This window comes from Halomicrobium sp. HArcht1-1, from assembly GCF_058933285.1.
Window position 1 is genome coordinate 1,584,410 of sequence record NZ_JBZYDL010000001.1, and the last position, 23,858, is coordinate 1,608,267.

24 protein-coding genes and 1 tRNA gene are annotated in these 23,858 nt (G+C 66.1%); 15 read left to right on the forward strand and 10 right to left on the reverse strand.

Annotated elements, in window-relative coordinates; all coding sequences use genetic code 11:
- Positions 1 to 16: 16 nt before the first annotated feature.
- The 3 genes from AC5FRZ_RS08320 (at position 17) to AC5FRZ_RS08330 (ending at position 2,550) form a co-directional block, all read left to right on the forward strand.
- Positions 17 to 1,099 (forward strand): glutamate--cysteine ligase, encoded by a 1,083-nt coding sequence (locus AC5FRZ_RS08320; RefSeq protein ID WP_493564355.1) that lies wholly within the window; start codon positions 17 to 19, stop codon positions 1,097 to 1,099.
- Between the two features lie 288 nt (positions 1,100 to 1,387).
- A complete protein-coding gene (locus tag AC5FRZ_RS08325) occupies positions 1,388 to 1,999 on the forward strand; it encodes a winged helix-turn-helix transcriptional regulator (protein ID WP_372479020.1) in 612 nt (203 codons plus the stop codon).
- Positions 2,000 to 2,061: 62 nt separating this feature from the next.
- Positions 2,062 to 2,550, forward strand: a complete 489-nt coding sequence (locus tag AC5FRZ_RS08330; RefSeq protein ID WP_170094226.1) for a phosphopantetheine adenylyltransferase — start codon at positions 2,062 to 2,064, stop codon at positions 2,548 to 2,550.
- A gap of 62 nt (positions 2,551 to 2,612) precedes the next feature.
- Here AC5FRZ_RS08330 and AC5FRZ_RS08335 read toward each other — a convergent pair whose 3' ends face one another.
- Positions 2,613 to 2,924, reverse strand: coding sequence for a cyclin family protein (locus AC5FRZ_RS08335; RefSeq protein ID WP_018256069.1), 312 nt, complete (start codon positions 2,922 to 2,924; stop codon positions 2,613 to 2,615).
- Positions 2,925 to 3,018: 94 nt separating this feature from the next.
- Here AC5FRZ_RS08335 and AC5FRZ_RS08340 point away from each other — a divergent pair, with 94 nt between their 5' ends.
- Entirely contained in the window at positions 3,019 to 3,537 is a 519-nt protein-coding gene (locus tag AC5FRZ_RS08340) for an MOSC domain-containing protein (RefSeq protein WP_170094227.1), read from the forward strand.
- Between the two features lie 33 nt (positions 3,538 to 3,570).
- Positions 3,571 to 3,654: transfer RNA gene (locus tag AC5FRZ_RS08345), tRNA-Leu, on the forward strand.
- Between the two features lie 212 nt (positions 3,655 to 3,866).
- Here AC5FRZ_RS08345 and AC5FRZ_RS08350 read toward each other — a convergent pair.
- Positions 3,867 to 4,892, reverse strand: coding sequence for a sensor histidine kinase (locus AC5FRZ_RS08350; protein ID WP_493564356.1), 1,026 nt, complete (start codon positions 4,890 to 4,892; stop codon positions 3,867 to 3,869).
- Positions 4,893 to 5,195: 303 nt separating this feature from the next.
- Positions 5,196 to 5,423, reverse strand: a complete 228-nt coding sequence (locus AC5FRZ_RS08355; RefSeq protein WP_170094229.1) for a DUF7385 family protein — start codon at positions 5,421 to 5,423, stop codon at positions 5,196 to 5,198.
- A 96-nt stretch (positions 5,424 to 5,519) separates the two neighbouring features.
- On the opposite strand from AC5FRZ_RS08355, the gene AC5FRZ_RS08360 reads away from it, so the two are divergent.
- The 3 genes from AC5FRZ_RS08360 (at position 5,520) to AC5FRZ_RS08370 (ending at position 8,200) form a co-directional block, all read left to right on the forward strand.
- On the forward strand, positions 5,520 to 6,530 hold the full coding sequence (locus AC5FRZ_RS08360; RefSeq protein WP_493564357.1) for a nicotinate-nucleotide--dimethylbenzimidazole phosphoribosyltransferase: 1,011 nt from the start codon (positions 5,520 to 5,522) through the stop codon (positions 6,528 to 6,530).
- Between the two features lie 72 nt (positions 6,531 to 6,602).
- Positions 6,603 to 7,412, forward strand: a complete 810-nt coding sequence (gene dacZ / locus AC5FRZ_RS08365) for a diadenylate cyclase DacZ (protein WP_170094231.1) — start codon at positions 6,603 to 6,605, stop codon at positions 7,410 to 7,412.
- Positions 7,412 to 8,200 (forward strand): mechanosensitive ion channel domain-containing protein, encoded by a 789-nt coding sequence (locus AC5FRZ_RS08370; RefSeq protein WP_208627967.1) that lies wholly within the window; start codon positions 7,412 to 7,414, stop codon positions 8,198 to 8,200. Before dacZ ends, AC5FRZ_RS08370 begins: the two co-directional genes overlap by 1 nt.
- On the opposite strand, the gene AC5FRZ_RS08375 is transcribed toward AC5FRZ_RS08370, so the two are convergent.
- Genes AC5FRZ_RS08375 through AC5FRZ_RS08385 form a run of 3 tightly spaced genes read right to left on the reverse strand, consistent with a single transcriptional unit; the run spans position 8,197 to position 11,716 of the window.
- Positions 8,197 to 9,738 carry a class I adenylate-forming enzyme family protein gene (locus AC5FRZ_RS08375; protein ID WP_493564358.1) on the reverse strand — a complete coding sequence of 514 codons (1,542 nt, stop codon included), beginning with the start codon at positions 9,736 to 9,738 and terminating at the stop codon, positions 8,197 to 8,199. The genes AC5FRZ_RS08370 and AC5FRZ_RS08375 overlap by 4 nt on opposite strands.
- Positions 9,732 to 10,769 carry a mandelate racemase/muconate lactonizing enzyme family protein gene (locus AC5FRZ_RS08380; RefSeq protein ID WP_493564359.1) on the reverse strand — a complete coding sequence of 346 codons (1,038 nt, stop codon included), beginning with the start codon at positions 10,767 to 10,769 and terminating at the stop codon, positions 9,732 to 9,734. Before AC5FRZ_RS08380 ends, AC5FRZ_RS08375 begins: the two co-directional genes overlap by 7 nt.
- Positions 10,766 to 11,716 (reverse strand): 1,4-dihydroxy-2-naphthoate polyprenyltransferase, encoded by a 951-nt coding sequence (locus AC5FRZ_RS08385; protein ID WP_493564360.1) that lies wholly within the window; start codon positions 11,714 to 11,716, stop codon positions 10,766 to 10,768. The genes AC5FRZ_RS08380 and AC5FRZ_RS08385 overlap by 4 nt, the downstream gene beginning before the upstream one ends.
- A 204-nt stretch (positions 11,717 to 11,920) precedes the next feature.
- On the opposite strand from AC5FRZ_RS08385, the gene AC5FRZ_RS08390 reads away from it, so the two are divergent.
- On the forward strand, positions 11,921 to 12,361 hold the full coding sequence (locus tag AC5FRZ_RS08390) for a DoxX family protein (protein WP_493564361.1): 441 nt from the start codon (positions 11,921 to 11,923) through the stop codon (positions 12,359 to 12,361).
- A gap of 51 nt (positions 12,362 to 12,412) precedes the next feature.
- Here AC5FRZ_RS08390 and AC5FRZ_RS08395 read toward each other — a convergent pair whose 3' ends face one another.
- The 3 genes from AC5FRZ_RS08395 to AC5FRZ_RS08405 form a co-directional block, all read right to left on the reverse strand.
- Positions 12,413 to 13,399 (reverse strand): 1,4-dihydroxy-2-naphthoyl-CoA synthase, encoded by a 987-nt coding sequence (locus tag AC5FRZ_RS08395; RefSeq protein WP_493564362.1) that lies wholly within the window; start codon positions 13,397 to 13,399, stop codon positions 12,413 to 12,415.
- Positions 13,400 to 13,462: 63 nt separating this feature from the next.
- Positions 13,463 to 14,143 carry a class I SAM-dependent methyltransferase gene (locus AC5FRZ_RS08400; RefSeq protein WP_170094238.1) on the reverse strand — a complete coding sequence of 227 codons (681 nt, stop codon included), beginning with the start codon at positions 14,141 to 14,143 and terminating at the stop codon, positions 13,463 to 13,465.
- 241 nt (positions 14,144 to 14,384) lie between these two features.
- The gene (locus AC5FRZ_RS08405; RefSeq protein ID WP_493564363.1) at positions 14,385 to 15,629 is read right to left on the reverse strand and encodes a mandelate racemase/muconate lactonizing enzyme family protein; all 1,245 of its coding nucleotides are present in this window, start codon (positions 15,627 to 15,629) and stop codon (positions 14,385 to 14,387) included.
- A 180-nt stretch (positions 15,630 to 15,809) separates the two neighbouring features.
- Here AC5FRZ_RS08405 and AC5FRZ_RS08410 point away from each other — a divergent pair, with 180 nt between their 5' ends.
- The 6 genes from AC5FRZ_RS08410 (at position 15,810) to AC5FRZ_RS08435 (ending at position 23,136) form a co-directional block, all read left to right on the forward strand.
- Positions 15,810 to 17,285, forward strand: coding sequence for a methyl-accepting chemotaxis protein (locus AC5FRZ_RS08410; protein WP_372479012.1), 1,476 nt, complete (start codon positions 15,810 to 15,812; stop codon positions 17,283 to 17,285).
- Positions 17,286 to 17,343: 58 nt separating this feature from the next.
- Positions 17,344 to 18,309 carry a sugar phosphate isomerase/epimerase family protein gene (locus tag AC5FRZ_RS08415; protein WP_493564364.1) on the forward strand — a complete coding sequence of 322 codons (966 nt, stop codon included), beginning with the start codon at positions 17,344 to 17,346 and terminating at the stop codon, positions 18,307 to 18,309.
- 97 nt (positions 18,310 to 18,406) lie between these two features.
- Positions 18,407 to 19,129, forward strand: coding sequence for a TIGR00266 family protein (locus AC5FRZ_RS08420; protein WP_493564365.1), 723 nt, complete (start codon positions 18,407 to 18,409; stop codon positions 19,127 to 19,129).
- 69 nt (positions 19,130 to 19,198) lie between these two features.
- A complete protein-coding gene (locus tag AC5FRZ_RS08425; RefSeq protein ID WP_493564366.1) occupies positions 19,199 to 20,305 on the forward strand; it encodes a Gfo/Idh/MocA family protein in 1,107 nt (368 codons plus the stop codon).
- Positions 20,302 to 21,399: a M24 family metallopeptidase gene (locus AC5FRZ_RS08430; RefSeq protein ID WP_493564367.1), complete on the forward strand. Its 1,098-nt coding sequence runs from the start codon at positions 20,302 to 20,304 to the stop codon at positions 21,397 to 21,399. The genes AC5FRZ_RS08425 and AC5FRZ_RS08430 overlap by 4 nt, the downstream gene beginning before the upstream one ends.
- Before the next feature lie 78 nt (positions 21,400 to 21,477).
- Positions 21,478 to 23,136 (forward strand): glycoside hydrolase family 13 protein, encoded by a 1,659-nt coding sequence (locus AC5FRZ_RS08435; protein ID WP_170094245.1) that lies wholly within the window; start codon positions 21,478 to 21,480, stop codon positions 23,134 to 23,136.
- On the opposite strand, the gene gfcR is transcribed toward AC5FRZ_RS08435, so the two are convergent.
- Positions 23,133 to 23,765, reverse strand: a complete 633-nt coding sequence (gfcR, locus tag AC5FRZ_RS08440; protein WP_170094246.1) for a transcriptional regulator GfcR — start codon at positions 23,763 to 23,765, stop codon at positions 23,133 to 23,135. The two genes, AC5FRZ_RS08435 and gfcR, sit on opposite strands and share 4 nt — an antisense overlap.
- Positions 23,766 to 23,858: the final 93 nt, after the last annotated feature.

A 23,858-nucleotide genomic window follows, 5' to 3' on the forward strand; every position in this document is an offset into this window, starting at 1 on the left:
ACCGACACTGTGACCGATGGAGGAGACGGGTTCCGCCGCCGCGTTCGACCGGATGGGCACGCTCGGGATCGAAGAGGAGTTCTACGTCGTCGACGAGTACGGCCGGCCGACCGCAGGGTCGGACGAGCTGGTCTACGAGGGCGACCCGCCGACGATCCTCGACGGACGGCTCGATCACGAACTGTTCAAGACCGTCGTCGAGACCCAGACGCCGACACTCGACGGGCTCGGTGACGCACGATCGGCTCTGGAAGACGTTCGCAACGCATTGATCGATCACGCCGAGGCCAACGGCTTCCAGATCGCGGCGGCCGGACTCCACCCGCTCGCGAAGTGGCGCGAACTCGAACACGCTCAGAAACCCCGCTACCGCTCCCAGCTGGATCGCATCCAGTACCCACAACACCGCAACACGACGGCGGGGCTGCACGTCCACGTCGGCGTCGACGACGCGGACAAGGCCGTCTGGATCGCCAACGAACTCCGCTGGCACCTCCCGCTCGTGCTCGCGCTGTCCGCGAACTCGCCGTACTGGAACGGCTACGACACCGGGCTCGCGTCCGCTCGTGCGAAGGTCTTCGAAGGGCTCCCGAACACGGGCATGCCGACCGCGTTCGAGTCGTACGCGGCCTACGAGCAGTTCGAGCGCCGGATGGTCGAGACCGACAGTATCCGCGACCGGGGAGAACTGTGGTTCGACGTGCGACCACACTCCGGGCACGGCACCGTCGAAGTCCGGACGCCGGACGGCCAGCGGAACCCCGAGTACGTGCTCGCCTTCGTCGAGTACGTCCACGCGCTGGTCGCGTCCCTGGCCGACCAGTTCGAAGACGGTGCCTCGGGAACCGACACCCGGCGAGAGTATCTGGACGAGAACAAGTGGCGAGCGATGCGCCACGGCCACGACGCCTCGCTGCTCACCCGAACGGGGTCGACGGCTCCGCTGGGAGAACTGGTCGACCGGGAGTGTGACCGACTCGGCATCGACGGTCTCCGGACGCTCTACGACCGCGAGAGCGGCGCGAACCGCCAGCGCCGCCTCCGAAAGCAAAGCGTCGCCACTCTCGCAGACGACCTCGTTTTGCAAAAGAACGCGTAATTGGGTACTACCCCCACTCCACGTCACTTCGAACCCGTTGCGGGCATCCCGGTGCCGGCCGGGTCACCACGCCGGCCGAACGTCCACCTGCGGTGTACCATCCCATGCCACACCGCTACCGCTACATTGTGGGGTATATGCTAAATAGTTTCCGAGACATCTCGTCCGCGATAATGGCGGGGGGTATCAGCCATTCTTTAAGTGATATCCGCACAAAAGATATTTTGACCTTCCAGAAAGGACCCAAGCTTTTAGTGCGCTGGCGACTTCCGTCCTTCTAGAAACGACATGACGACAGACGACACATCCGACGATCACGAGGACACGGACGACGACTTCGGCGAGGACCCGTTCGACGACGATCCCTTCGACGAGGAACTGGACGACGACGTGGACGTGCGCGAACGACTGGAAGAGGAGGCCGATCGCGCCGTCGAGTCCTTCGACGAGGGGATCGTCGACCTGCTGTCGTGGGTGCTGGACACGGAGACTCGGGCACGGATCTACGTCCACCTCCGGCAGCGCCCCGACAGCACCAGCGACGAGATCGCAGAGGGGACCGGACTGTACCCGAGCACCGTCCGAGAAGCGCTCGCGGAACTCCACGAGGAGGGGAAGGTCACCCGCCAGAAACGCGAGAGCGACGGCGCGGGGAACAACCCCTACGAGTACGCCGCGATGGCACCCAGCGACCTCGTGACGGACGTGGTCGACGAGGTCCAGTCGGAGCTCAACACCGTGTTCAACCTCGACGACTACCTGGGCGGGCGCGACGACGACACCGAGGACGCCGAGACCGATCCGGTCACCATCAGCGTCAGCGACGAGGCCGACGACGAGACCCCTGACGACGAGACGGCCGACAGCGACGACGAAACGGCCGCTGACGACGACGAGTAGCCACCTCGTCTCGTACTGCCGGAGTCGAAGCCCCTAAATCGAGAGCCCTTCTGCCACGTTGTATGAAGGTCGCGCTGGGTGGGACGTTCGATCCGATTCACGATGGTCACCGCGCGCTGTTCGAGCGTGCGTTCGAACTGGGCGACGTGACGGTCGGGCTGACCAGCGATGATCTCGCGCCCGAGCTTCGGGACGAAGACCGCTACGTCCGTTCTTTCGAGGAGCGCCGCCAGGACCTCGAGGAGGAACTCGCCGACTTCGCCGCGGAGTACGACCGCGAGTACGACGTTCGAGAGCTGACGGAACCGACCGGCATCGCCACCGAACCCCAGTTCGACGTACTGATCGTCTCTCCCGAGACCGAGACCGGTGGCAAGCGGATCAACGAGATCCGGAGCGAGCGTGGCCACGACACGCTCGACATCGAAGTCGTCCCACACGTCTACGCCGACGACGACGAGGTGATTTCGAGCACGCGGATCGTCCGCGGCGAGATCGACCAGCACGGCAACGTCACGCCCGACCGGGACGGTCGCCCGGAACGGGCCTGATGCTGCCGGCGTGCGATTCTGTGTCCGACCGAATCTTCACAGACGAGATTCCGAGGGCACGATCACCAGTCCGGGGCGTCCAGCCCGGCGTCTTCGAGCAGTCCTTTCCACCGCTGTTGAATCGTCAGCCGAGACACGTCCGCCGCGTCGGCGACGACGCGCTGTGACCGCTCCTGTCCGCTGACCAGCGCACCGACGTAGAGGCTCGCCGCCATCACCGCACGCTTGGAGCGCTCCTCTTCGACCGGCATCGACGAGAGAAACAGATCGACCGCTCGGGACCGTGCCGTCCCTTCCAGGTCGAGTCGATCTGCCGTCGCTTCGAGATTCTCCAGCCACTCCTCGTGTTCCCGCCGGTCGCTCGCGCGGTACATACACCGGCGTTGGCCCCGATCGAACTTAAACGCTCGTCGGTGCCTCGGTTCAATTGTTACTATACTATATCCGTCACCCGACCGACGATCCACTATGCCGACGGTCAGCCAGCTCTGGACCGCACCCGACGCGGGCGAACCGATGGAATCGCACGACACGCTCGATGCAGTCGCCGACAGCGGTCTCCGCGGCGACCGGTACTTCACCGGCACGGGCCACTACGCGCCCTACGACGTGTGTCAGGTGACCCTGGTCTCTCGCGAGGCACTGACACACATTCGCGAGGCGTTCGACATCGACTTGCTCGACGGCCGTCACCGACGCAACGTCGTCGTCGACGGCGTCGACGTGGGCGAACTCCTCGACACGCAGTTCCGGATCGGCGACGCCGTCTTCGAAGGGACCCGACGCCGGCCGCCCTGTGCCCACGTCGAAAAGGTAGCCGACGAGGCAGGCGTCGCGCGTGCTCTGGGCGACGAACGCGGCGGTATCTGTGCGGACGTTGTCGAGTCCGGAGCCATCGCCGTCGGCGACGATCTCACCGTCGTCGAACGGCTCGACGACCCGGACTCGCTGGCCGACGCCATCCGGGACCGCGCCGGAGAGCGTTAAGTACTTGAAGCGGTCGGGAATAGCCACTCTTGAGCGCGGGTAGCCAAGCACGGAAAAGGCGTAGCGCTTAGGACGCTATCCCGTAGGGGTCCGCCGGTTCAAATCCGGTCCCGCGCATGAGCGAACGCAGTGAGCGAAGAGCAGGACTGATTTGAACCCTGGAAGCAACGGGCAGCGAACGGCTGTGAGCGAGCATTTCTTCCGCCGGTTCAAATCCGGTCCCGCGCACTGACCGAATTTTTCGAGCGAGCAAACGAAGGAGAGAGCGGGCCGGATTCGAACTCCAGAAGACGAACGGAGAGGTGACTCGCCTCGTTCTCGGTTCGAAGCTACGGCCGCGGTTCTGGAACCGGGAACCGGAACTCGAAGACAGTGCCCTCTTCGCCGGTCTTCGAGAGGGCGACGGAGCCGTCGTAGCTGTCCGTGATCTCGCTGACCAGATAGAGCCCCAGTCCGTGGTCGCTCACCTGTGGTCGGTCGAACAGCGTCGCCAGTTTGTGTTCTGGAATCCCGTCGCCGTTGTCTTCGATCGTGACGACGACGGAGTCGTCGACGCTCTCGATGTCGACCACGATCTGCAACGATGGGGTCTCGTTGTGCTCGACCGCGTTTCTGAAGATGTTGGCGAAGATACGCCCCGCCAACTCGTCGGCCCGGACGTAGTAGTCTTCCTGGCATCGCAGCTCGACGTCGATGTCTGGCCGTTGATCGCGCACCTTCTGGATCTCGTTTCGGACGACGTTCGTGAGGTTCGTCTCCGTCAGTTCTCGGCTGTCTTCGATCGTACTGAGTAGCGCACGTACTTCCTGGATGACGGTCGTTATCTCTTCGCCTTGCCTGTGGACGCGTTCGATCCTCTCGTCGTCGGGATCGATGGGTTCCGCGGCGTCCATCAACACCGACGTGTTCCCGGTGATCACCTGCGCAGAGTTGAGTACCTCGTGGCGCAAAATACCGTTCATCTGGTCGATCAGGTCTCGCTGCTTTTCCATGTGTTCCGCGCGAAGCGACTCGCGTTCTGCAGTCAGTGTGCTGACGACCACCCGAACCTGTGCGATCCCGACAACGAGGCCGATGCCGAAACCGACCGCGAGCGACCAGCGGATCCAACTCACGAGTATCCAGGTACTCTCTGTCGAGATCGAGGCCATGAGGACGACGTTGAACACGAGAAAACAGATCCCACCGGTCAGCCAGTACAGCTTGATCGTCGAACACTGCTCGCTCGAAAATTCGCGCCGCCGTGACCACCGCGATCCGTAGATCATTCCGAGACAGGACGGGACGACTGTGAGGATGCCGACAATATACTTCGGCGTGAGCAGTACCGGCGAATCCAGTGCGTAGAGGGTCACTGGCTCGACTGTCGTCCACACCAACAGCAGAAGTGCTGTGAGGCTAATCACATCGACGGCGTTAGAACGCGGCTTCGTCCCCAGATACCTCTCTATCACGTCCATCTATCTATCAGTGAGTCACAAAAGAGTCGTAGATGTTATCGATCGAAATAACAGCCCGGTCGACGACTCACGCCAAGGCCAGCCACCGGTTGGATGAACTATCGAAACGAGATAATACCTCTCGATTCGGACAGTGTATTTGCGCGCCACCGCACACAGCTATCGCACGGGGAGACTGGCCTCCTGCTCTCTGCGAGTTCAGGGTTTGTGTGTGAAGATGACGACGTTGCCGTCGTCGATGGTCGTACAGAGGTCGAGATCCATGTCCAGATTGAGCGACGTGAACTCGTTCTTGCAGACGACCATGTCGTCGAACGGCTCTTCGCAGGCCGGGCACGCGACGGCGGTCGTGTTCTGGTACGACGAGATCGCGTCGTTGTCTTCACGGGGGGTCAGCGACGCGACGAGTTCCTCGAAGTCCTCCATACTGATGCGGGCGGTGGCCGCGACAATAAATTGTGGGGCGAACCGACTCGGCCGTAACCGACGCGTTCAAGTCCGCCTGCGCCGGGAACTGTTGCAATGAGTACAGACGGTGGCACGCGACTGGTCCTCGTCGCTGGTTCGACACGGACGGCCGAGATCGACGGTATCTCTGCGGCCGGGGCCGACGAATCGCTGCTGGCACACACACCCGCTGCCGACGCCGAGATCGTGCGCTACGGCGATGTCGTGCGAGCGCCAGCGGTCCCTCAGAGCCCGACCGGCTGTCTCACGCCCGCCGTCGTCACGCGTGCGGTCGTCGAGTTACTGGACCTGGACGTGACCGTCGTCGACGGCGGGCTCGCCGAGCCGAGCGGTGCGCCGACGGTGACGGTCGGCGCGAGGCCGGGCCGAGACGTTCGCGAGCAGGACCCGGTGCCGTCGGCACCGGGCGCGTTCGAGGCGGCCCGGCAGTTCGGCCGCTCGCTGCCCGCCGACGAGGTCGTGATCGGCGAGACGATTCCGGGCGGGACGACGACGGCACTCGGCGTCCTGCGGGCGCTTGGCGAGCGCGGCGTGGTCTCTTCGTCGCTTCCAGAGAACCCGATCGATCAGAAGGAGTCCGTCGTCGAGGAGGGACTGACCGCGAGTGCGCTGGAGCCCGGCGCGGCGGCCGACCAGCCAAAGCGGGCTGTCCGCCGGATGGGCGATCCGGTACTGGCCGTCGCCGCGGGGGTCGCGATCGGGGCGATCGAGACCGGGCGAGCGGTGACGCTGGCCGGCGGGACCCAGCTGGCGACCGTGGGCGCGCTCTTGCGCCACGCCGGCATCGAGGGGCCGCTGTCGCTCGCGACCACGTCTTTCGTCGACGACGATCCCTCGGCCGACGTTCGCGGACTGGCAGCGGATCTCGACCTCGACCTGACGGTGACCGATCCGGCGTTCGATCGGGCAGACCACGTCGCGATGGAGCGGTTCGTCGCGGGCGAGGCCAAGGAGGGCGTCGGGATGGGCGGTGCGCTGGCGCTGGCCGATCGGGCCGAACTCGATCCGGCGGTGGTTCGGGATCGGGTCGCTGCGATCGCCGACGACCTCGCGTTCGAGCCCTGACGGCGGACAGCCATCTGACGTGCGTCTGACGGCCAGCAAACCTTTTTGACGTACCCCAGTAAAAGAGAAACGATGAGCGCGTTGCGCGAGTTCCTCGACGACATCGTCGCCGACACCGACGCGGTGTTTCTGTTCTCTCCGAGCGCGTCGCTGTACCAGTCGTTCGAGGACGACGACACCGAAGTCGTGGTGATCGCTCCGGAAAACACGGTCGACGCGGAGACGTTCGTCGAGTTGCCCCTGGAGTTCACCGACATGGCCGACCGGATTCGCTTCGGTGTCGAAGGTGCGCTCGAACAGGAGTACGTCGAGGAGGACGCCGACGTGGTCTGTATCGGAGACGTGTTCGCCGACACGCCGGACTCGATCGTTCGCGTCCAGGTCGCCGAGTTTTCGCCCTCCGGGGTCTACGGACTGTTCGTCAACTCCCGGGCGGAGCCGTCGGTCATCAACGACGTACTGGACGTGGCCGTCGAACTCGGGAAGAAAGGACAGAAGGGCAAGCCGGTGGGCGCGCTGTTCGTCGTCGGCGACGCCGGGAAGGTGATGAACAAGTCCCGCCCGCTGTCGTACAATCCCTTCGAGAAGTCCCACGTCCACGTCGGCGATCCGATCGTCAACGTGATGCTCAAGGAGTTCTCCCGGCTCGATGGGGCCTTCGTCATCTCTGATGGTGGCAAGATCGTCTCGGCCTACCGGTACCTCGAACCGTCCGCCGAGGGCGTCGACATTCCGAAAGGACTGGGCGCTCGCCACATGGCAGCCGGTGCGGTCACCCGAGACACCAACGCCATCGCGATCGTCCTCTCGGAGAGTGACGGACTCGTCCGGGCGTTCAAGAGCGGTGAGTTGATACTCGAGGTCGATCCGGAGGAGTACTGATGCAGCTCGACTGGCCGGCGATCGTCCGCAGTCTGTTCTCGCGTGAGGCCGTGACGGCGGTCGCGATCAGTATCCTCGTTCTCGGGGTGTTGCTGGCGTATCTCGCGTGGCGGTACATGCACTACTTCCTCAGCGACGCCGGCATCGACGAGGCCGTCGAGGGGACGGCGTTCGAGCGGACGGCCCAGCGGTTCGGAACGTCGACCGTCGGGCTGATCGCCACCCTCGTCGGCATCTCGCTCTACATCGCCGCGATGATGCTCGCGGGGGCCGTCTCACAGCGGTTCCGGGACGTGTCGCTGTGGTCTCCGTTCGTCGCCTACCTGCCGAACCTCTTCGTGGCGCTGTTTGCCCTCATGATCGGGCTCATCGCCGGAGACAAAGCGAAGCTCTCGGTCAGCGAGAAGTTCCGGAGCATCAAGCTGCCGGAGGCGGAACTGCTCCCCGAACTGGTCAAGTACAGCATCATCTTTCTGGCCGGACTCGTCGCGCTCGGCCAGCTCGGGGTCGCGACGGAGGCACTGTTAATCGTGCTCGCCGCCTACGCGTTCGGTCTCGTGTTCCTCGGCGGACTGGCGTTCAAACAGCTGCTGTCGGCCGGGGCTGCGGGCGTGTATCTCGTTCTCAGCCAGCCGTACAGCATCGGCGACGAGGTCCGCATCCAGGGCCAGCGTGGCATCGTCCAGGAGGTCGACATCTTCGTCACTCACATCGAGAGCGAGGGCGAAGAGTACGTCGTCCCCAACGATCAGGTGTTCGCTGGCGGGATCGTCCGGATCCGCGACTAGTCGTTCTCCGACCGGCCCAGCAGGTCTCGCAGTTGTTCTCTGTCGACCGTCCCCGACTGTGTCCTGGGCAGTGCATCGACCAGCGTGACGGTCTTCGGGACGGCGAAGTCCGCGAGATCGTCCGCGACTGCCTCGATCACCGCAGGAGCGGTGAGTTCGTCCGTCGCGGGGACCACCGCTGCGGCCACGCGCTGGCCCCACTCCTCGTCCGGAACGCCGACGACCGCCGCGGTTTCGACGGCCGACAGTCGCTCGATGGTGCGTGCGACGCGTGCCGGGCGGACGTTCTCGCCGCCGGTCACGATCATGTCGTCGACGCGGCCGACGACGAAACAGCGGCCGTCGTCGTCGCGGTAGCCCAGATCTCCCGTCCGGAACCCCCACTCGTCGAAGGCGTCTGCCGTCTGGCTCTCGTCGAGGTAGCCCGGCGTCACCGTCGGTCCCGAGACGACCAGTTCGCCTACTTCGCCGGGCTGGCACGGATCGCCGTCGTTCAGGACGGCGACAGACGTGCCGTCGAGGGGGCGTCCGACGGTCTCGGGCTGTTCGAAGGCCGCTGCCGGCGTCGCGGTCGTGATCTGTGACGCCGTCTCCGTCGTTCCGTAGGTGGGGTACACCGGCACCTCGGCGTCCCTGCAACGCTCGATCAGCGCCGGCCGTGCGGGAGCCCCGCCGAGCAGGACGAACCGGAGCCCGTCGGCCGGCCGCCACCCCTCGTCGAGGAGCCGCGTGAGCATCGTCGGGACCAGCGAGACGCCGGTGATCGACGCCGCCGAGAGGACGCGTGCGGTCTCGCTCGGGTCGAACGACCGCTGTAGCACTGTCGTGGTGCCGTACAGCGTCGAGCGGACGAGTGGGGCCAGCCCGCCCATGTGGTACATCGGCAGACAGACGAGCCAGCGGTCGCTCGCCGAGACGCCGAGTCGGTGGGCCGAGCCGACAGCGCTGGCGACGAGGTTCCCCCGCGTCAGCCGGACCCCCTTCGGTGCGCCGGTCGTCCCGGAGGTAAAGAGGACGAGCCGATCGGTACTGGCGTCGGCTTCGGCGGGCGGCCCGGCGGGCTCGGTCGGTTCGAGGCGTACCACGTCCTCGGACGACGGTTCCGCGATCGAACAGACGGTGGCATCCGAGGGAGCGACCGCACGGGCCGTCGACTCGGTGGCGGGCGAACAGAGCACCGCGTCGACACCTGCCGTGGTGGCCTGGCGCGCGACGGTCTCGGTCGCCTCGCGGACGTTTAGCGCCACTGCGACACCGTTCTGGCGGGCGATCGCGAACAGCGCCGTCGCGAACGCCGGTCCCGTCGGGAGCACGAGCCCGATCCGGGGCGCTGGCTCGTCGACCAGCGCCGCCAGCCCGCCACGCCACGCCTCGACTCGGCTGTCGAACTCCGCGTAGGTCCACGTGTCCCCGCCGTCCGTGTCGATCAGCGCCGTCGCGTCGGGGGTCGCTCTGGCACGCTCGCGCAACAGGTCGTTCGACCGTCCGGGGAGCGGGTTCTCGACTGGCCACTCCTCGGGACCGGGCAGTCTCACCATCCGACCTCCTCGGGATCGATGCCGAGACCGTCGCCCTCGGGAACGGCGATGCGGCCGTCGCTCACCGGGGCCGGATCGTCCGTCAGGTCGTCCGCGAGCGCGTCGGCGGTCGCGAGCCCGCAGGGTTCGACGGCCGGAATCGCGGCCGCGACGTGGACCGCGGCCGCCCGTGCGACGGCGGCGTCGATCGTCGTCGTCACTATCGGATCGATACCCGACTCTCGGGCCCGCATCGCGATCGTGTGGGCGTTGCCGGGGCCGCCAAGCACCATCGGCTTGAGGATCACGGCGTCGACGTCGGTGGCCAACACCGCTGCGGCCGTGTGCTCGCAAAAGCCCTCGTCGATGGCAACGCCGACGGTCTCGTTCCCGAGGGCTGCGTGGCCGTCGAGATCGGTGGCCGGCAGCGGTTGCTCGACGTAGGCGACGCCCAGCGGGGCGAACGCCTCGAACGCCCGGCGGGCGCTGTCTCGGTCCCACGCGCCGTTGGCGTCGACTCTGATCGTCACGTCGTCTCCGACGGCAGCACGGACCGCCCGCACGCGCTCGACATCGTCCGCGACCGAGCGCACGCCGGCTTTCAGCTTCAGGCAGTCGAACCCGTCGTCGACCGCCGCTCTGGCCGCCCGCGTCGTCTCCTCGACGCTCCCGTCGCCGACCGTCGCGTTCACCGGCACCGAACCGGTCCCGGCGTCCGGATCGAACCAGCGGGCGAGGGACACGCCGTCGGCGCGGGCGTCGGCGTCGAGCAACGCCGTCGCGATGCCGTGGCGCGCCGCCGGCACCGTCGCCGCGTCCAGTTCCAGCAGCGCCGCGCTGTGGCCACGCTCCGCGTAGGTCTCTAGGGCCGTCGTCAGCGCCGCCTCGCAGTCGTCGAGCGACTCCGTCCAGCCGGGCAACGGCGTCGCCTCGCCGACGCCGACCGTCCCGCGGTGCTCGAATCCGACGACGAATCCCTCCCGGGACTCGATCCGGCCGTGAGCAGTCGACAGCGGTGTCGCAAGCGGGAGCGTGAATCGGTTCAGTGTCATGCTGTCAGTGCGAGGCCGAGGGCGAACAGTACCGAGTGGACGAACACCGTCTGGCCGACCCGTTCGAGGGCCGGGTTGAGCGCCTCACCGTCGGTGCGACGCAGGACCGTCTTCGACACGGAGACTGCGAGCGGCAGCGAGAGGAGCGGGGCCAGCGCCGGGAGGCCGAACCCGCCGTCGAGAGCGAAGACGATCGGGACGACGTAGGCCATCCCCACGAGCGCCAGGAACTCCAGTCGGCTGAAGCGGTAGCCGAACATGACTGCGAGCGTTCGCTTGCCGGCCTCGGCGTCGGTCTCGCGGTCGCGAATGTTGTTCACGACGAGAATCGCCGTCGAGAGGCCCGCGGCGGGGAGGCTTGCCACCACCGCCGTCGCGAGGCCGATCTCGGCGGGGAGCCACGTCGGGAACAGGCCGACATCGCTGGTGGCCACCGCCTGGACGTAGTAGGTGCCGGTGACGGCTACGACGCCGAAGTAGACGAACACGAACAGATCGCCCAGTCCCCGATAGCCGTAGGGGTAGGGGCCGCCGGTGTAGAGGATTCCGGCGGCGATGCTCGTCAGGCCGACGACGAGGATCGGCACGCCACCGACCGCGACGAGGTAGACGCCGACGACCACCGCGAGTCCGTACGTGGCGGCCATCGCGTACTTGACCTGTTGGGCGGGGATGAGACCGCCCGCGGTCACTCGCGTAAAGCCCTCCCGGTCGTCCGTATCTGCCCCGTTGACCGCGTCGTAGTAGTCGTTCGCGAAGTTCGTCCCGATCTGGAGGAGCAACGCCCCCGCCAGCGCTGCCAGCCACGGAAGCGGCGCGAACGCGCCGTCGTGGAGTGCCAGTCCGGCCCCGACGATCACGGGTGCCGAACCGGCCGGCAACGTCTGCGGGCGGGCGGCCATCACCCAGGCTCTCCGTTTGGACACGTCCGCCGTCGCCGTACTCATTGCTCCGTATTCGGGCTGGGAGGCCCAAAGCGACTGCGGTTCGGCCGGGGCAAGAGCGCCACGACCGGACGCGGCTTCGCGCCCTCGTGACACGGATGTCACCCGGTAACTGCAATGTCGCCAAATCGATATATACGGCACCGCCGTAGCTGGTAACGTGATGAAAGTAGCTAACTTCACGAAACGTCGAGACAGGGTGGTCGCATGATCCCGCTTCAGTCGGAACTCTTCGCCAGCGCCGGCAGTGGCGAGCTGTTCTTGCTCGCACGCCTCCTCTTTGGCGGCGTCCTCGCGTTCATGGGCGTGAACCACTTCACGAACACGGCAGACATGGTCGGTTACGCCCAGTTCAAGGGCCTGCCGGCCCCGAAGCTCTCGGTCGTCGGTTCGGGCGGCCTGCTTCTGTTCGCGGGGGCGGGGGTCGCCGTCGGCGCGTTCCCGGTGGTCTCGGGCTTCGCGCTCGGGCTGTTCTTGCTGCTGTCGGGCGTCACGATGCACGACTTCTGGTCGATGGACGATCCCGAAGAACGGCAAAACGAGATGACGAGCTTCCTGAAGAACCTGTTCGGTGCCGGCGGCGCGTTCGCGTTCGCGGCCCTCGGTGCGGTCGCCTGGCCCTACAGCGTCGGGCTGGCGCTGTTCTAGATCGCCGACCCGCGTCGGGCGGCGAAATTTCACAGATTTCAGCCGACAGTATCAGTAGTGCCAGGGGTAGTCGTCGAAGTCCGGGTCCCGCCCCTCGTTGAACGCGTCCCGCCCCTCCTGGGCTTCGTCGGTCATGTACGCCAGCCGCGTCGCCTCACCGGCGAACACCTGCTGGCCGACCATCCCGTCGTCGGTCGCGTTGAAGCCGTACTTCAGCATCCGCATCGCCGTCGGTGACTTGCCGTTCATCCGCTCGGCCCACTCCAGTGCCGTCGCCTCCAGTTCCTCGTGAGGGACGGCCTCGTTGACCATCCCCATGTCGGCCGCCTCGGCGGCGTCGTAGGTCTTCCCGAGGAAGAAGACCTCTCGGGCCTTCTTCTGGCCGACCTGCTTGGCGAGGTACGCCGAGCCGAAGCCACCGTCGAAACTCCCCACGTCGGGATCCGTCTGGAGGAACTTCGCGTGCTCGGCGCTGGCGATGGTCATGTCACAGACGACGTGCAGCGAGTGGCCGCCGCCGACCGCCCACCCCGGCACGACGGCGACGACGGGCTTGGGGATGTGGCGAATCTGGCGCTGCACTTCGAGGATGTGGAGTCGGCCGACGTTGTCGGGGGCGTCCTCGCGAAACTCGTCGAGTGAGGGCTCGTCGGACGCGATATTTTCGTCCGCATCGTCTCGCGGGTCGGTCCCCTCCCCGTTCGACTGTTCCGAGTCGCGTGGCGACTCGCTGTACTCGTAGCCCGACTCTCCCCGAATCGACTGATCCCCACCGGAACAGAACGCCCAGCCGCCGTCCTTCTCCGAGGGACCGTTGCCCGTCAGGAGCACACAGCCCACGTCGGTCAGGCGCTTTGCGTGATCCAGCGCCGTCGAGAGTTCGTCGACGGTCTCCGGGCGGAAGGCATTGCGGACCTCGGGACGGTCGAGGGCGATCCGGACCGCGCCGGTCTCTCTGGCGCGGTGATAGGTGATGTCCGAGAAGTCGTAGCGGTCGATCTCCACCCACGCGTCGGGGTCGAACAGCTCCGAAACCATGGCCGAGAGTGGGGCAGGCCCGCGCAAAAAGATACTGACCCGGCCCTGGACGAACGTCACCGATTACGGTGCCACACCAACGGTCAAGAGTGTCCCCCAGGTCCGATACCGGTCGACCATCGCCGCTCGCGTCTCCCACTCCTCGGTCGGGAATGCTTCCGCGGGTGGGATCTCGATTTCTTCGTCCGGGATCGTGTCCTGCGTGGCGACGTGCAGGCCGGCCTCGCGGAACAGCGACCGGTACTCCGCACGACTCCAAAGCGACATCGGAGCGTCGATCCGGTCTCGCCAGCGGTGTGATTGCTCGGACTCCTCGTAGAAGTTCACCGCACAGAAGAAGGTCCCTCCGGGCCGAAGGACTCGTCGGATCTCTTCGAGGACGGAAATCGGCTGCCTGGCGAAGAAGAACGTCTCCATACTCCAGACGTGATCGACGCTGTCGGCGGCGAGAGGCAACTGGTGGCAATCGCCTCCCGCAAAGTCGAGCGCGCCGGTGTCCGTGTGATCGCTCGCCGCCGAGGCCATCTCTCGACTCACGTCGAGACCGATGCCGCGGTCGATGGCTTTCGTTTCGTGCAACGCTCGCAGCGCGTACCCGGACCCCGTCCCGAGGTCGAGCACCGTGTCCCCGGCCTCGACAGGCATCCGGGCGAGCGCCCGCTTTGCCGTGTGCCAGTGGTGGTCTTCCATCTCACGCTCCCGCCCCGATGTCGCCCACTCGTCGAACTGATTGCTCGTCGACATTACCTGCAGCTATCACTCTCGACTACAAGTAGGTATCGACTCCACGACATTTGGGCCCGGGTCACTCCACTACGGATCGTCGAACACCGCTGAGCTTTGCTCAGCGAGCCCGACGAAGCTCGCTACGCTTCGTCGAACGAGTCGAATCGGAGACTCGCCGGTTCGATCCGACTACTCGGCCGGATCGAACGCCGACAGACTCGCTGCGCTCGCCTGTCGGGCTTGATGAAGCGTCACTCCGTTATGCTTCATCAAACAGCGTCTCGCCGTCGACCATGTGTTCCTCGACGGCGTCCATGTCCAGCGTGAGGCCGAGGCCGGGCACTTCGGGGATCTCGATGTAGCCGTTTTCGATGACCGATTCTTCGACCAGGTCCTCCCACCAGCCCAGCTCGTAGCTGTGGTACTCGACGGCCAGCGCGTTCGGGATGGCGGTGCCCACGTGGGCGCTCGCCATCGTCGCGATCGGGGAGGAGACGTTGTGCATCGCGACGGGGATGTAGTACTGGTTGGCCACGTCGGCGATCTTCTGGGTCTCGCGCATGCCGCCGACCTTCGGGAGGTCGGGCGCGATGATGTCGACGGCCTGGTTCTCGATCAGTCGGCGTTCCTCGGTGACTCGATAGCGGTTCTCACCGACGGTGATCGGCGTCTTCGTGGACTTGGTGACCTCTTCCTGCACTTCGAGGTTCTCCGGCGGGACGGGGTCTTCGAGCCACCACACGTCGTACTCCTCGATGGCGTCGGCCAGTCGCTTCCCGGAGCCACCGGAGAACGTCCAGTGGCAGTCGAAGGCCACGTCGGCCTCGTCTTTGACTTCCTCCGTGACCTTCTCGACGATCTCGGCCTTGTGGCGGATCTCGCCCGGCCGGAGGTGGCGGTTCGCGCGGTCTTTCTCTAGGCCGCTTGGCACGTCGAGGTCGAACTTCAGGGCGTCGTACCCGAGTTCGTCGACGACGCGGCGGGCCTCGTCGGCACAGGCGTCCGGGTCCGCCTCTTCCTCGGTGTGACAGTCACAGTAGACGCGCACCTCGTCGCGGTACTTGCCACCGAGCAGCTGGTAAGCCGGCACTTCGAGGATCTTGCCGGCGAGGTCGTGCAGCGCGATCTCGATCCCCGCGATCGCGGTCACGGTGATCCCCTCGACGGAGCCCTCGCCGGACATCTTCTGGACGAGGTGCTCGTAGAGTCGGTCGATGTCCAGCGGATTTTCGCCGATGACGAACGGCTTCATCCGTTCGATGAGTTCCGGCACGCCGGCTCCCCAGTAGGCCTCACCGGTGCCGACGACGCCCGCGTCGGTGTAGATACGTACGAGCGTCCACGGGAAGTTGCCGTCGACCATCGTCGTCTGAACGTCCGTGATCTCGACGTCGCGGCCGCCGCCGCGTTTGGCGGTGACACCCATCGTCTCGGCGGACAGCTCTCGCATCGTGTACTCCGCGTTCGGGTCGTGCAGATCCGCGTAATCGATGTCGTTTCCCATGTCCGAACGTTCCGACTAACCCCTAAAAAGATATTCCATCCAGTGTTCTAGCGTCCACGCCGACGGTCGGCAGAATTATCAGCGCCTGAAATGGGACCATACATCACTTTATACCCGACGCAGTATGTGACACAAGACCATGTGTCGGGCCGAGAGAACTCTCCCGAAAACGTGTCACCCATGATAAATGAACTCACTTCGAAACGGGGTGTCGGACTCGCCGTCGGCGGACAGTTCTGTCACGCACTGTATCAGATACTCCTCGCCGCCGTCGCACCGAGCGGTCTGTACGTCCCGCTGGCGGTGCTGGGCGTCGTCGCTGCCGGTGGGGCTGGCGTCTACTCCGTCCGGCGACTGTCCGGACGGCTGCACGATCTGACCGACGAGGTCGAGGCTCTCAGGGCCGAGACGGAGACGATCGAATCACGCCGGTCGACGCTCGAAGCGGAGCTTCAGTCGATCCGAGACGAACTCGAAACGGCCCGGTCTTCGCTTCCAGAGACCGCGGGCGAGGCGGCCGCCGCGCCCGACGGCGGCGTCGCCGCACAGAACGCCGCGACGATCGAAGAACTGGACGACTACATCGCGCAGAGCTGCGAGATTCTCGACGCCGCCAGCGAGGGCCGACTGGGACGGCGCATGGCCACCGACACGCCGTCGGACGCGCTGAACGAACTCGGCACGGAGTACAACGAGATGGCCGCGACGTTCGAGCAGACGATCCGTGCCGGCGGTGACTTCGCCGGGGACGTCGCGGGCTCCAGCGAGCAGGTCACCGCAGCGACGCAGGCGGTCAAGGACGCGAGTAGCAACGTCGCGGAGTCGGTCCAGGAGATCGCCGACGTATTCTACGAACAACACGAGCAGATCTCACAGATCAGCGACGAGATGGGCGAGATGTCGGCCACGATCGAGGAGATCGCGGCCTCCTCGAACGAGGTCGCCGAGATGGCCGACAAGACCGAAAAACGCACCGTCGAGGGGATCGAGTCCGGCCGCGAGGCCCGGGAAGCGATGGACGAGACCTCGGAGCGAACCGAAGACGTGGTCGAGTCGATCGAGGAGCTCAACGACCAGATGGACGAGGTCGGCCAGATCGTCGACCTCATCGACGACATCGCCGAGCAGACCAATATCCTCGCACTGAACGCCTCCATCGAGGCCGCACACGCCTCTTCGGGAGCGAACAACAACGGCTTCGGCGTCGTCGCAGACGAGGTCAAGTCCCTGGCCGAACAGACCAAAGACGCGACCAACCAGATCGAGAGCCTGATGGACGAGATTCAGGACCAGACCGAGCAGGCGGCCGACGAGATCCAGGCGATGCAGGGCTCCGTCGAGAAGGGCCGGACGACCGTCGAGGAGAACCTCGAATCGCTGGAGTCGATCATGGAGCACGTCCAGCGGACCTCCAGCGGCGTCAAGGAGATCAGCGACGCGTCCGACGACCAGGCCGCCAGCTCGGAGGAGGTCGCGTCCATCGCCGACGACGCCGCCGAAACGTCCCGCGAGAACGTCGAAGAGGCCGAACACGTCGCCGCCGTCGCCGAAGAGCAGAACCTCGCGCTCGGCGAGATGTACGTCAACGTCAAGATGCTCTCCATGCGCTCTCAGCAGCTCTCGACGCTGTTCGACCGCTACTCCATCGAGGAGTGACGCCGGCCGCGTGACCCGTCGCCAGGGTTTTATTACAACGACCATTGTAAACTCGCTCATGGACGTAGGTGTACTCACCGTCCCGCTGGGTGACCAGTCTCTCGAAGACGCGCTCTCCTATCTCGACGGCATCGGCGTCGACGCCGTCGAACTCGGCTGTGGTGGCTTCCCCGGCGACGACCACCTGCCACGCGATCAGTACCTCGACGACGAGGACGCACAGGCCGAGCTACACGCCCTGCTCGACGAGTACGAGATGCGAGTCAGCGCGCTCGCGACGCACAACAACCCGCTGCACCCGGACGACGAGCGCGCGGCCCGCGCCGACACCGAACTCCGCGAGGCGATCACGCTGGCCGACCAGCTCGGGGTCGACGCCGTGACGTGTTTCTCCGGGCTGCCGGCGGGGAGCGACGCCGGCACGGTCCCCAACTGGATCACCGCGCCGTGGCCGAACGAACACGCCGAGGCCCTGGAGTACCAGTGGGAACTGGCCGTCGACTACTGGTCCGAGCTGGCCGAGCACGCGGCCGACCACGACGTGCAGGTCGCTATCGAGATGCACCCCAACATGCTCGTCTACGAGCCCCACGGGCTGCTGGACCTGCGCGAGATGACCAACGAGTACGTCGGCGCGAACTTCGACCCCTCGCACCTGTACTGGCAGGACATCTCGATCACGGACGCGATCCGACTGCTGGGCGAACGCGACGCCATCCACCACTTCCACGCGAAGGACACGAAAGTCTACGAGGAGCGGGCCCGCACGCGGGGCGTACTCGATACGACCGCCTACACCGACGAACTGGAGCGCTCGTGGCTGTTCCGCTCGGTCGGCTACGGCCACGGGGAAGACCACTGGCGTGACGTGGTTTCGACGCTCCGGATGGTGGGATACGACGGCGCGCTCTCGATCGAACACGAGGACTCGCTGACCTCCGCCACCGAGGGCCTGGAGAAGGCCGTCGACCTCCTCGACGACGTGATCTTCGAGACGACGCCCGGCCAGGCACACTGGGTGTAGCTCGCCGAAGTCCCTCGTGTCGCTGGGAACCGCTGGACCGTTCTTTCCAGCGGCACGCTTATTGTAGCACTCTGTGAACGCCGGTCTAGGTGATACGATGGAGTTCGAACTCACACACCGCCCGTCCTACACGCACGTCGTCGTCGAACTGGGCAGCGGCGAGACGATCCTCGCCGAGCCCGGAGCGATGACGACCCACTCCTCCAACATTTCGATGGACACGACGACGAGCAACGAGGGGCTGCTCAGCTCCGCGAAGTCGATGCTCGGTGGCGAATCCTTCTTCGCCAACGAGTTCACCGCCACGGATGGCTCCGGCACGGTCACGCTCGCCCCGCCCACGCCCGGCGACGTGATGCAGTACGAACTGTCCGACGAGACCATCTACGCGGTCGACGGCGCGTGGCTGGCTTCCGAGCCGTCGATCTCGATCGAGACCGAGTTCGGCGGCCTCAAGTCGATGCTCGCCGGGGCCAGCATCACGCCCCTGACCCTCGAAGGCACCGGGACCGTCTTCGTCGAGGCATTCGGCGGCCTCGAATCGATCGAGCTCGGGGCCGGCGAGACCTACCACGTCGACAACGAGAACGTCGTCGCCTGGGACGGCTCGGTCGACTTCGACGCGCGGCGTCCCGGCGGGATGAAGTCGACGTTGCTCAGCGGCGAGGGGCTCGTCTTCGAGTTCACCGGACCGGGCACGGTCTGGTACCAGACCCGCGGGCTCAACGCCTTCGCCTCGACGGTCGCGGAGCTGCTCCCCGGCGGTGACAGCGGCGGGGCCACCAGCGACGGCGGTGTCGACGTCGACGACTTCCTGTAGCGCCCGTCGTCGCCCTCTGGTGTGGCTCCGAGGACAAGAACTATACTGGCCAGGGAGCGAACCCCGAGTGTGACACTCGACATCGGTATTCTTGGCTATCGGTTCATGGGCAAGGCCCACTCGAACGCGCTCGACCGCCTGCCCATGTTCTTCGAGGACGCACCGCAGACGAACCGCGACGTGCTGGTGGGCCGCGACGAGGCGGCGCTCGCGGACGCCGCCGACACGCTCGGCTTCGATCGGACCGCGACGGACTGGCGCGAGGTGGTCGACGAGGTCGACGTGTTCTACAACCTCGGACCGAACCACGTCCACGCCGAGCCCTCGATCGCCGCACTGGAAGCGGGCACGCCGGTCTTCTGTGAGAAGCCCCTCGCGCCCACGCTCGCCGCGGCCGAAGAGATGGCCGACGCCGCGGCGGGCGTCACCGCCGGGACGGCGTTCAACTACCGCTTCGTGCCGGCACTCCGGTACGCGCGCAATTTGATCGACGACGGCGAACTCGGCGAGATCCACCACTTCCGCGGGCGCTACCTCCAGGACTGGCTCGTCGATCCCGAGGCCCCCTGGAGCTGGCGCAACGACGAGGAGATGGCCGGCAGCGGCGCGCTTGGCGATCTGGGCGCGCACACGGTCGACCTCGCGCACTTCCTGCTTGGCGACACCGCGGGCGACATCGAACGGCTCAGCGGCCATCTCCGGACGTTCGTCGACGAGCGCCCGGTCGAAGGGAGTGATGACACTCGTGAAGTCACCGTCGACGACGCCTACAGCGCGCAGGTCGAGTTCGAGTCGGGCGCGATGGGCACGCTTGAGGGGTCGCGCTTCTCGAACGGGCACAAGAACGACCACACGATCGAGATCGAGGGGTCGGCGGGGAGTCTGCGGTTCTCCCTCGAACGCCTCAACGAACTGGAGCTCAAGCGCGCTGACAACCGCGGCTTCGAGACGATCCTGGTGACCGACGCCGACGATCCATACGTCGACCACTGGTGGCCGCCGGGTCACGTCCTCGGCTGGGAACACACCTTCGTCCACGAGAACTACGAGTTCCTCACCGCCGTCCGCGACGGCACCGACTACGAACCGAGCTTCGAGGACGGGCTCCGCGCCCAGCGGGTCCTCGACGCGATCGAGCGCAGCGACGAGCGCGGCGAGTGGGTGAGCGTCGCATGACCGACGTGACCGTCGCGCCGCTGCTCGATCGGCTGGACGACTACCTCGAACGGGAGGGGCTCGAAGCGGTCTGGTTCGCACGGCCCAACTCCTTCGCGTGGCTCACCGGCGGCGGGAACAACATCGTCGACCGCGCGACCGACATCGGGATCGCCGCGGTCGGCTACGACGGCGACGAGCGGACCGTCGTGACCAACAACATCGAGGGCCAGCGGCTGATCGACGAGGAGGTCGGTGACGTGCCCGTCGAGACCGTCGAGTGGTACGAGGACGGCGTCGCCGACGCGACCCGTGCACACAGCCCGCAGCCCGCGGCCGCCGACTTCGACGTCGAGGGGTTCGACACCGTCGAAGCGCGCGATCTGCGACAGCCCCTGACGGCCGACCAGATCGAGCAGTACCGTTCGCTGGCCGCCGACGCGACGAGAGCGTTCGAGGGCGTCCTGCGCGACGCAACCGCCGACGCGACCGAACGGGAGATCACGGCCGACATCCACCGCGAGCTCGAAGCCGAGGGGATCTGGGCACCGGTCGTCCTCGTCGGCGGGAGCGAGCGCGCGCCCGCGTACCGACACTACACGTCGACGGAGACGGAACTCGGCGACTACGCGCTGGCGAGCATCACGGCGATGCGAGACGGGCTCTTCGTCAGTACCTCCCGGACGATCGCCTTCGACGCCCCAGAGTGGCTGGCCGAACGGACCGACGACGCCGCCCGCGTCGAGACCACGGCGCTGGCGGCGACCCAGCGCGTCGGCCGCGAGGGAGGGACTGCCGGCGACGTGTTCGCGGCCGTCCAGGACGCCTACGCCCAACTCGGCTGGTCCGGCGAGTGGGAGAACCACCACCAGGGCGGTGCGGCCGGCTTCGCCGGTCGCGAGTGGATCGCGACGCCGACCCACGACGCGCCGGTGTTCCTGCCGATGGCGTACTCGTGGAACCCGACGGTCCAGGGGGCAAAGAGCGAGGACACGCATCTGGTGACCGACGAGAGCGTCGAGCCCATCTCGGTGACCGGAGAGTGGCCCCGGACGACGGTCTCGGCCGTCGGAGCCGACCTGACTCTCGACCGCCACGACGTACTCTACCTGTAGCACCCGGCCGAGATCTGTTTACAACTGCTGTTGTATCTCTTGCAAAGGTCTAAGTAGGCACTCTCTAGTGGTGCTCGTATGGCACAGGAACGCACCTGGTGGAAGGAGGCGGTCGTCTACCAGATCTACCCCCGCAGCTTCTACGACGCGGACGGCGACGGGATCGGTGATCTGCAAGGTATCATCGAGAAACTGGACTACGTCGCCGATCTCGGCGTCGACGTCATCTGGCTCAACCCGGTCTACGACTCTCCCCAGCGTGACAACGGCTACGACATCAGCGACTATCGGTCGATCGACGAGACGTTCGGCGACATGGACACCTGGCGTCGACTGCTCGACGAGATCCACGCTCGCGACATGCGCCTCGTGATGGATCTCGTGGTCAACCACACGTCGGTCGACCACGAGTGGTTCCAGCGATCGCGACGTGGCGATCCGGAGTACGAGGATTTCTACCACTGGCGAGACACCGACGACGGCCGGCCGCCGAACAACTGGGACTCCTTTTTCGGCGGGTCGGCGTGGGAACACGACGCGGTCCGGGACGAGCAGTACCTCCACCTCTACGACACGAGTCAGCCAGATCTGAACTGGGCCAACGAAGACGTTCGCGAAGCCGTCTACGAGATCGTCGACTGGTGGTTCCAGCAGGGGATCGACGGCTTCCGCATGGACGTGATCAACCTCCTCTCGAAGGCCGAGGGGCTCCCGGACGGCGACCCCGACAGCGAGTGGGTCGGCTCCGAGCACTTCGTCGACGGACCAGAACTGCTCGACTACCTCGTGGAACTCGAAGAGCGGGTCCTGTCGAACTACGACGGGCTGACCGTCGGCGAGATGCCCCAGTTGACCGTCGAGCAGGCACGGACCTACGCGGGGGGCGACGGCCCGCTGGATCTGGCCTTTCACTTCCAGCACACGAAACTCGATTACGGAGCCGACGGGCGCTGGTCGGTCGGCGAGTGGGACCTGACCGAACTCAAGGCGATCACGGACCGCTGGCAGACCGGACTCGCCGACGACGGCTGGAACGCGCTCTACTGGGAGAACCACGACCAGCCCCGCGTCGTCTCTCGCTACGGCGACCCCGACGAGTACCGCCGGGAGTCGGCGACGATGCTTGGGACGTTCGTGCTCACGCTCCGGGGCACGCCGTTCGTCTATCAGGGCCAGGAGCTGGGGATGACGAACGCGCCGTTTCCGACGATCGAGGACCTCCGTGACGTCGACGCGATCAACCACGCCCGCGAGCTGATGGCAGAGCGCGACTGCGAGTACGACGCGGTCAGGTCGATCGTCGAGTACCGCACCCGCGACAACGCGCGGACGCCGATGCAGTGGGCCGACGACGACCACGCGGGCTTTACCGACGGCGAGCCCTGGATCGACGCCAACCCCAACTACCCCACGGTCAACGTCGAACGCGAGCGAGCCGATCCCGACTCGGTGCTGTCGTACTACCGAGAGCTGATCGACCTGCGCTCGTCGACGCCGACGCTGATCTACGGCGAGTTCCGCGATCTGCTACCGGACGACCGACAGGTGTACGCCTACGAGCGACGCCACGAGGACGACCGCGTCGTCGTCGTGCTGAACACGTCCGGGTCCGCGGCGTCCGTCGAACTCCCGGTCGGGGTACCCGAAGCGTGTCTCCTCTCGAACTACGACGGGTCTCCGACGGACCTCTCGGATGCCACCTTCCGGCCCTACGAAGCGGCCGTCTACCGCGTCTAGTCCTCGGAGCCGACCCGGATGACCTGCAGCAGCGAGTACACCGGGACGCCGTTCACGTCGCCGAGTCCCTGCTTGTCGGCCAGAACGACACAGGCGACGGGGTTCCCGCCCTGATTCCGGATCGCCTCGATCGTCTCCGTCATCGTCGTCCCGGAGGTGATCGTGTCGTCGACGACGTAGCAGTCCCGACCGCGAATCTGGGCGAAGTTCCGGGAGAACGAGCCGTCGAGCGACTGGTCGCTGTCGTCGTCCCACTGGTGCTTGCTGGGTGCGTACGTCCCCAGGTCGGCGTCGAGTTCGCGGGCGACAGTCGTCGCCAGGGGCGCGCCCGCCTTCTCGATCCCCATCACGAGGTCGACCGCTTCGCCCTGCTTGAGCAGGAGGTCGGCCATCGCGGAGCCGACCGCGGCGAGACGGCTGCTGTCCCTGCCGATCGTGCTCCAGTCGACGTGGATGTCGTACGGGCCGCCGTTGGGCTCGCTCGTCGAGTCGGTCCCGCTCCCGCTCTGCTCGACGAGCCAGCTCGCGGTCTCCCGAGAGACGTTCAGCTCGTCGGCGATCTCGCCCTTCGAAAGGCCGTGCTCTGCCAGATCTGCCGCACTCTCGATCAGATCGTCGATGTTCTTCATGGTGGTCCATCTGACCGGGAGGGATTAATACCCAGGGGGATCTCGACGACCCCGGACTCCCCACGTCCGACGACGGTCACCGCAGCGACGGCT

What these genes read in the sequence shown, in the direction of transcription:
- AC5FRZ_RS08320 (WP_493564355.1), top strand. Translation starts at nt 17, where the DNA reads ATGGAGGAGACGGGTTCCGCCGCCGCGTTCGACCGGATGGGCACGCTC.
- AC5FRZ_RS08325 (WP_372479020.1), top strand. Translation starts at nt 1,388, where the DNA reads ATGACGACAGACGACACATCCGACGATCACGAGGACACGGACGACGAC.
- AC5FRZ_RS08330 (WP_170094226.1), top strand. Translation starts at nt 2,062, where the DNA reads ATGAAGGTCGCGCTGGGTGGGACGTTCGATCCGATTCACGATGGTCAC.
- AC5FRZ_RS08335 (WP_018256069.1), bottom strand. Translation starts at nt 2,924, where the DNA reads ATGTACCGCGCGAGCGACCGGCGGGAACACGAGGAGTGGCTGGAGAAT.
- AC5FRZ_RS08340 (WP_170094227.1), top strand. Translation starts at nt 3,019, where the DNA reads ATGCCGACGGTCAGCCAGCTCTGGACCGCACCCGACGCGGGCGAACCG.
- AC5FRZ_RS08355 (WP_170094229.1), bottom strand. Translation starts at nt 5,423, where the DNA reads ATGGAGGACTTCGAGGAACTCGTCGCGTCGCTGACCCCCCGTGAAGAC.
- AC5FRZ_RS08360 (WP_493564357.1), top strand. Translation starts at nt 5,520, where the DNA reads ATGAGTACAGACGGTGGCACGCGACTGGTCCTCGTCGCTGGTTCGACA.
- dacZ (WP_170094231.1), top strand. Translation starts at nt 6,603, where the DNA reads ATGAGCGCGTTGCGCGAGTTCCTCGACGACATCGTCGCCGACACCGAC.
- AC5FRZ_RS08370 (WP_208627967.1), top strand. Translation starts at nt 7,412, where the DNA reads ATGCAGCTCGACTGGCCGGCGATCGTCCGCAGTCTGTTCTCGCGTGAG.
- AC5FRZ_RS08375 (WP_493564358.1), bottom strand. Translation starts at nt 9,738, where the DNA reads ATGGTGAGACTGCCCGGTCCCGAGGAGTGGCCAGTCGAGAACCCGCTC.
- AC5FRZ_RS08380 (WP_493564359.1), bottom strand. Translation starts at nt 10,769, where the DNA reads ATGACACTGAACCGATTCACGCTCCCGCTTGCGACACCGCTGTCGACT.
- AC5FRZ_RS08385 (WP_493564360.1), bottom strand. Translation starts at nt 11,716, where the DNA reads ATGAGTACGGCGACGGCGGACGTGTCCAAACGGAGAGCCTGGGTGATG.
- AC5FRZ_RS08390 (WP_493564361.1), top strand. Translation starts at nt 11,921, where the DNA reads ATGATCCCGCTTCAGTCGGAACTCTTCGCCAGCGCCGGCAGTGGCGAG.
- AC5FRZ_RS08395 (WP_493564362.1), bottom strand. Translation starts at nt 13,399, where the DNA reads ATGGTTTCGGAGCTGTTCGACCCCGACGCGTGGGTGGAGATCGACCGC.
- AC5FRZ_RS08400 (WP_170094238.1), bottom strand. Translation starts at nt 14,143, where the DNA reads ATGTCGACGAGCAATCAGTTCGACGAGTGGGCGACATCGGGGCGGGAG.
- AC5FRZ_RS08405 (WP_493564363.1), bottom strand. Translation starts at nt 15,629, where the DNA reads ATGGGAAACGACATCGATTACGCGGATCTGCACGACCCGAACGCGGAG.
- AC5FRZ_RS08410 (WP_372479012.1), top strand. Translation starts at nt 15,810, where the DNA reads ATGATAAATGAACTCACTTCGAAACGGGGTGTCGGACTCGCCGTCGGC.
- AC5FRZ_RS08415 (WP_493564364.1), top strand. Translation starts at nt 17,344, where the DNA reads ATGGACGTAGGTGTACTCACCGTCCCGCTGGGTGACCAGTCTCTCGAA.
- AC5FRZ_RS08420 (WP_493564365.1), top strand. Translation starts at nt 18,407, where the DNA reads ATGGAGTTCGAACTCACACACCGCCCGTCCTACACGCACGTCGTCGTC.
- AC5FRZ_RS08430 (WP_493564367.1), top strand. Translation starts at nt 20,302, where the DNA reads ATGACCGACGTGACCGTCGCGCCGCTGCTCGATCGGCTGGACGACTAC.
- AC5FRZ_RS08435 (WP_170094245.1), top strand. Translation starts at nt 21,478, where the DNA reads ATGGCACAGGAACGCACCTGGTGGAAGGAGGCGGTCGTCTACCAGATC.
- gfcR (WP_170094246.1), bottom strand. Translation starts at nt 23,765, where the DNA reads ATGAAGAACATCGACGATCTGATCGAGAGTGCGGCAGATCTGGCAGAG.